General features: G+C 71.8%; 5 protein-coding genes. 3 read left to right on the top strand and 2 right to left on the bottom strand.

Annotated features, from left to right (window positions below; genetic code table 11):
- The coding region (locus DQW85_RS08245; RefSeq protein ID WP_162794832.1) for a sensor histidine kinase at positions 1 to 748 on the top strand (748 nt) is incomplete at its 5' end.
- A 52-nt stretch (positions 749 to 800) separates the two neighbouring features.
- The gene (locus tag DQW85_RS47580) at positions 801 to 1,805 is read left to right on the top strand and encodes a lytic polysaccharide monooxygenase auxiliary activity family 9 protein (RefSeq protein ID WP_113699775.1); all 1,005 of its coding nucleotides are present in this window, start codon (positions 801 to 803) and stop codon (positions 1,803 to 1,805) included.
- 123 nt (positions 1,806 to 1,928) lie between these two features.
- Here the strand turns inward: DQW85_RS47580 and DQW85_RS08235 are convergent, their stop codons facing one another.
- Entirely contained in the window at positions 1,929 to 3,443 is a 1,515-nt protein-coding gene (locus DQW85_RS08235) for a M28 family peptidase (protein WP_113699774.1), read from the bottom strand.
- A 228-nt stretch (positions 3,444 to 3,671) separates the two neighbouring features.
- On the opposite strand from DQW85_RS08235, the gene nhaA reads away from it, so the two are divergent.
- Complete coding sequence (gene nhaA, locus DQW85_RS08230; protein WP_113699773.1) at positions 3,672 to 5,480, top strand: Na+/H+ antiporter NhaA; 1,809 nt, start codon at positions 3,672 to 3,674, stop codon at positions 5,478 to 5,480.
- A 22-nt stretch (positions 5,481 to 5,502) separates the two neighbouring features.
- Here the strand turns inward: nhaA and DQW85_RS08225 are convergent.
- A partial coding sequence (locus DQW85_RS08225) for an FAD-binding domain-containing protein (protein WP_205314968.1) occupies positions 5,503 to 6,219 on the bottom strand: 717 nt, incomplete at its 5' end.

Raw genomic sequence — 6,219 nt, 5'->3', positions numbered from 1 at the left:
GGCGGCGACCGCGCTGGGCGCGGGGGACCTCAGCGAGCGCATCTACCCTGACGGCCCCCCGGAGCTGGTGGCCGCGGCGACGGCGTTCAACGCGATGGCCGCCAGGGTGACCCGGCTGCTCGCGGCCGAGCGGGAGCTGGCGGCCGACCTGTCGCACCGGCTCCGCACGCCGCTCACCGCCCTGCGGCTCAGCCTCGACCAGCTCGGCCCGCAGGCCGAGCCGAGCAGGCAGGCGCTGGCCAGGCTGGAGGGCGAGGTGGACACGATCATCACGGCGGCCAGGCGCCCCGCCCGGGCGGCCCGGTCCTGCGACGCCGCCGAGGTGCTGCGCGACCGGCTGGCATTCTGGTCGGCGCTGGCCGAGGACCAGCAGCGGCCGTGGCAGCTCATCGGGGCGACGCTGCCGGTGACCGTGCCCGTGCCCGCGGGGGAGCTGACGGCGGCCGTGGACGCGCTGCTCGGTAACGTGTTCAGGCACACCCCCGAGGGCACGGCGTTCAGCGTCACACTGCACGAGGGCAAGGAGACGGCCGGCATCCTGATCGCGGACGCCGGCCCCGGGATCCGCGACCCGGAGGCGGCGCTGGAGCGGGGGGCCAGCGGGGCGGGCTCCACGGGTCTGGGCCTGGACATCGCCCGCAGGCTGGCCGAGTCGTCCGGCGGCTCGATGCGGCTGGACCACTCGTACCTGGGAGGGGCTCAGGTGCAGATCTGGATCCGCCTGAAAAAGCCCATAAGTCCGCCTTAAAGGCAGTTTAAGCACGATACTTCGACCGCATTTGTGCTCCAAGGTGATCTGCATGCAGATCAACCGTAAGGCGCTCGTCGCCACGACCCTGGCCGCACCCCCCTTGCTCATGCTCACCGTTGCTCCCGCCCCCGCCGGCGCCCACGGCACCATGAACAACCCGCCCAGCCGGACCATGGTCTGCTACACCGAGGGCCCCGAGAGCCCCAAGTCGGCCGCCTGCAAGAAGGCCGTGGAGCTCGGCGGTACCCAGCCGCTCTACGACTGGAACGAGGTCAACATCGCCAACGCCGCCGGCAGGCACCGCGACCTCATCCCCGACGGCAAGCTGTGCAGCGCGGGCCGCGACAAGTATCGCGGCTTCGACCAGGCGCGGGCCGACTGGCCGAGCACCTCCCTCAGCAGCGGCGCCTCCCACACCTTCACGTACCGGGCCACCGCTCCGCACAAGGGCGGCTTCGACCTCTACGTCACCAAGGACGGCTACGACCCCACCAGGCCACTGAAGTGGTCCGACCTGGAGTCCAAGCCCTTCCTGTCCCAGCAGAACCCGACCCTGTCCAACGGCTCGTACGTGCTGTCGGGCCGGCTTCCGGCGAAGCAGGGCCGCCACCTCATCTACGCCATCTGGCAGCGCAGTGACAGCCCCGAGGCGTTCTACTCGTGCTCGGACGTCACCTTCGGCGGCTCGAACCCCAACCCGGCCCCCACGGTCACGGGGACCCCGACCGCGACTCCCAAGCCCACCCCGACGCCGAACCCGGGCAACCCGCCCGGTGGCGGGGCGCCTGGTCCCGCGCCGGTCCTCAACGCGGGCCTCGGGCTCGGCTCGACCACGGCCAAGGTGGGCGCCCAGGTGAAGGTCACGGCGGTCTGCGGCGGGTCGCGGGTGCGTTCTGTCGTTTCCAACGCCTTCTCTCCGCGCCAGACCGTCCCGCAGAACCCGGCCGAGACCTGGTCGGGGAATCTCAGCGCCACCCGGGCGGGCACCTTCCCGGTGACGGCCGCCTGCGCGAACGGCTCCGTGGCCCGCACCACCCTCACGGTCACCGGCTGACCACAGGACACACGCCCACCGGTCACCCCCCGTCCTGGTGTGGGCACGCGCCAGGACATGCCACCGGTGGGCGTGCCGAGGGGCGGACGCCTCCACCAGCCGCGGGTGGAGGCGTCCCCCTCCTCACTGGCGCGTGATCTTCACATCGTCCACGCCGGCCTCGACCAGGCTGGCCGTCGAGGCGTCGGCCGCCTCGACGAGAATGCGGATGCTCTGCCCGGCGAAGGATGAGATGTCCGCCGTGGCCGTGCTCCACGCGCCGTCGCGGTCGGTGGCCGCGCCCGCCTGGGTGAACACCGTGGTGGTGCCGCTGCCGCCGACGATCCTGACGCGGAAGAAGTCGGCGCTGGAGGAGTTGCTCCCGTGCGCCAGGTACCACGACAGGGACACCTTCAGCACCCCGCTGGACGGCAGCGCGATCTCCGGCGACCGGATGGACGTGGTGCCGCCGTCGATGTCGTGCGTGCCCGCGCTCGCCCCGGCGAGCCGCCCGGTGACCAGGTCGTTCGTGCCGCTCACCGTCGCGCCGAGCTGCTTGGGGCCGCTGGACGTGGTCTCCTCGGGGTCGCCGCGCTCCCACTGGCCGCTGACGGCGGTGTCGGTGCCGCCCGGGTTGGCGACCCACGCGGTCGGGGCGGTCTCGAACGTGTCCGACCACACCGTCTCCGGCGGAACGCCGGTGGCGATGGTCCACACGGAGTGGGCGATGGCGTCGGCGTTGCGGTCCAGCGCGGCGTCGTTGATGTTGGACGTGGTGTCGCAGGAGCGGTGGTAACAGGGGTCGAACGCCTGCCCCGCGGTGCCGCCCCAGAGCTGGGCCTGGGCGCTGCTCTTGATGCCCTCCGCGCCGGTGAACGTGCCGCCGGCCGCGATGCCCGCGTTGATGAACGGACCGTAGTCGGAGCGGCCGTCGAAGTCGGTGCCGCGCGTGGGGACGCCGATCGAGGTGAAGTAGGACTGCAGGGTCCGCTCCAGCTCGGCCGAGCCGGCGGGGCCCGGTCCGGCGCCGACGCCGTCGGAGTTGTCGCCGTCGTAGACGAAGTAGCCGGCGTTGGGCGAGCCGACCATGTCGAAGTTCAGGTACGCCTTGATCTTCGAGCGTTCGGCGGCGGGCAGGTTGTTCACGTAGAACTGCGAGCCGCGCAGGCCCAGCTCCTCCGCGCCCCACCAGGCGAAGCGCAGGTGCTTGGTGGGCCGCAGCGCCTGCCGGGAGACCTCGAGCGCGACCTCGAGGACCGCCGCGGAGCCGGAGCCGTTGTCGTTGATGCCCGGCCCGGAGGTCACGCTGTCGAGGTGGGCGCCGGTCATGAGGATGTCGTTGGGGTCGCCGCCTGGCCAGTCGGCGATGACGTTGTAGCCGGTGGCGCCGTTGTAGGTGAACGACTGCAGCGTGGTGGTGTAACCGGCGGCGTCCAGCCGGCCCTTGACGTAGTTGGCGGAGGCGAGGTAGCCGGGGCGGCCGTGGGCGCGGTTGCCGCCGTTGGCGCTCGCGATCGACTGCAACTGCGACAGGTGGGCCTTGACGTTCGCGAGCGGGATGTCGGGGGGTGCGAGCCGCGCGGTGGCGCTCGCGGGCGCGGTCAGCACCGTCGAGACGGCCAGCGCCAGGGTGGCTAAGAGGGCGAGGAGCTGCTTCATGGGTCCTCCGCTGGGGGTGGGGACGAAGGAGTGCTACACGGGTGCGGCCCGGATTCGCCGCTCCCGTGTGGATCTATGCGCGCGCTGCCCGAACGTAACGACTCAGGCCCACCTTGAAAAGACCCATATATCCGACCAACAACCCAAATAGCAGCTTATATCGGCACATAACCCACCAGCCGTACCCGCTCCGCTGCCTCCGAGGGGGCGCCGCCTATCATCGGGTCGATGTTGCGGGCGTTCTTCAGGACCGAGGCGGGCAGTACGAGCGTGCTGCTCGGCGCGACCGTGCTCGCCCTGCTGTGGGCCAACTCGCCGTGGGGCGACACCTACGAGGCCTTCTGGCACACCCCGATGGGCATCTCCTTCGGCGACGCCGTGTTCTCGCTGGACCTGCGCCACTGGGTCAACGACGGGCTGATGACGCTGTTCTTCTTCCTCATCGGCCTGGAGATGTCCTACGAGGTACGGCTGGGGCAGCTGCGGGACCGGCGGCTGATCGCCGTCCCGGCCGTCGCCGCGCTCGGCGGGATGCTGGTGCCCGCCGCCCTCTACCTCGCGCTGAACGCCGGAGGGCCGGGCGCGGGCGGCTGGGGGGTGCCGATCGCCACCGACACGGCGTTCGTGCTGGGGCTGCTCGCCGTGGTGGGCGCCCGCTGCCCGGACCCGCTCCGGGCGTTCCTGCTGACGCTGGCGATCGTCGACGACGTGCTGGCGATCATCATCATCGCCCTGTTCTACACCGAGAGCCTGCACGTCCCCTCGCTGCTCGTCGCGGCGGTGCTGCTGGCGGCGATCATGACGTTGCGGTGGCTGAAGATCTGGCGGGCCCCCGCGTACATCGTGCTCGGCTTCGGGCTGTGGGTGGCGACCCTGGAGAGCGGCATCCATCCGACGCTGATCGGCATCGCGCTCGGGGTCCTGGTGTTCGTGTACGCGCCGAGCGAGTACAAGCTGCTCGCGGCGGGCGAGGCCGTGCAGGAGTTCACCAGCGACCCCAACGCCCGCGCGGCCCGCGAGGCGGCGCGCCGGGTGCGTGCCGCGGTGTCGGTGAACGAACGGCTGCAGCTCCAGCTCCACCCGTGGACCGGCTACGTCATCGTGCCGCTCTTCGCGCTGGCCAACGCCGGTGTGCGGCTGGACGGTGAGACGCTGCGCCAGGCCGCGACCTCCCCCATCGCGATCGGCGTGGCTGCCGGGCTGCTGCTGGGCAAGTTCGTGGGCATCTCGCTGGGCACGTGGCTGCCGCTCAGGTTCGGCTGGGGCGTGCTGCCGGGCAACCTGGTGTGGGGCCAGTTGCTGGGCGGGGCGGCGGTGTCGGGGATCGGCTTCACGGTGTCGCTGTTCATCGTGGACCTGGCCTTCGACGACCGGGCCGTACAGGACCAGGCCAAGATCGGCATTCTGGCCGGTTCGCTGCTGTCGGCGCTGGCCGGCTGGATCATCTTCCGGCTGGCCTGGGACAGGGGCGGCGTCTGCGCGCCGCCCGAGGCGGAGTTCGAGCCGGAGGAGGAGCTGCCGGAGCTGCTCGCCGTACCCGTGGGGCCGGACGACCACGTGCGGGGGCCGGACGGCGCGAAGGTGACGATCGTGGAGTACGGCGACTTCGAGTGCCCCTACTGCGGGCGGCTCCATCCGATCCTGGAGGAGCTGCGCGACAAGCACCCCGGGGTGCGGCTGGTGTTCCGGCACTTCCCCCTGCGCACGCTGCACCCGAGGGCCGTGCCCGCGGCCCTGGTGGCGGAGGCGGCCGCCCGCGAGGGCAGGTTCTGGGAGATGCACGACGTGCTCTTCGCCAACCAGCGCTTCCTCACCGAGTCCGACCTGGGGCGCTACGCCGCCGAGCTCGACGTGGAGCCGTGGACGGACGTGCCGGCGCAGGCCGCCAGGATCGCCAGGGACGAGGAGTCGGGGCGGGCGAGCGGCGTGCGCGGCACGCCCACGCTCTTCCTCAACGGGGTCAGATATCAGGGACCGCTGGACCTGACCTCCATCAGCAGGGCGGTGGCACGCCTGGAAGGATCGGGATCTCTCTGATCTTCTGGCACGCCAGGATCTTCTAGCACGCCAGGGGCGGCGGGTAGCCGGGGATCGGGACCGGCGCCTTCCAGGGCTCGTGGATCAGGCTCGCGGGCACGTCCTCCAGCTCGCGAACGTACCTGCGCACGTAGTCGCCGTCCGGGTCGAACCTCCTGGCCTGGCGGATCACGTTGAGTGTCCGGTTCGGCCGGGTGTCGTTGCCGGTGCCGGCGATCCACTGCCAGTTGCCCGAGTTGTTGGCCACCTCGGCGTCGAGCAGCAGGTCGAAGAAGTGGGCGGCGCCGACCCGCCAGTCGACGCCGAGCCGCCTCACCAGATAGGACGCGGTGATCATGCGGGCTCGGTTGTGCATCCACCCCTCCTCGCGCAGTTGCCGCATGCCCGCGTCCACGATCGGCACCCCCGTCACCCCCGCCGCCCAGGACTCGGCCGCGTCACCGTCCTCACGCCGACGCGCCCTTCCCGGCCGGTAGTCACGCCGGTTCAGGTCCGGGAAGGCCAGGGTGACCTGGTGGTGGAAGTCGCGCCAGCACAGCTGACGGACGAAGTCTCCGTCCGGCAGGCCGGCCAGCTCCAGCGGGGACAGGCAGCCGAAGCGGATGAAGGGGCTGAGCCTGGAGGTGCGGTCGCCGGCCAGGTCGTCCCGGCCCGCGCCGTACGCGTACAGGCCGCGCCCTGCCCACTCGGCCAGCCGCGATCGGGCCGCGCGCTCGCCGCCTCGCGGGGCCCTCGCGGG

It is taken from the genome of Nonomuraea lactucae (assembly GCF_003313395.1).
Taxonomy (GTDB): Bacteria; Actinomycetota; Actinomycetes; order Streptosporangiales; family Streptosporangiaceae; genus Nonomuraea; species Nonomuraea lactucae.
Note: the sequence above shows the minus strand (reverse complement) of the source record. Positions and strands in the feature narration are given on the sequence as shown.

Bases quoted from the DNA above. Each gene is read 5' to 3' on its own strand.
- DQW85_RS47580 (WP_113699775.1), top strand. From the start codon at position 801: ATGCAGATCAACCGTAAGGCGCTCGTCGCCACGACCCTGGCCGCACCC.
- DQW85_RS08235 (WP_113699774.1), bottom strand. From the start codon at position 3,443: ATGAAGCAGCTCCTCGCCCTCTTAGCCACCCTGGCGCTGGCCGTCTCG.
- nhaA (WP_113699773.1), top strand. From the start codon at position 3,672: ATGTTGCGGGCGTTCTTCAGGACCGAGGCGGGCAGTACGAGCGTGCTG.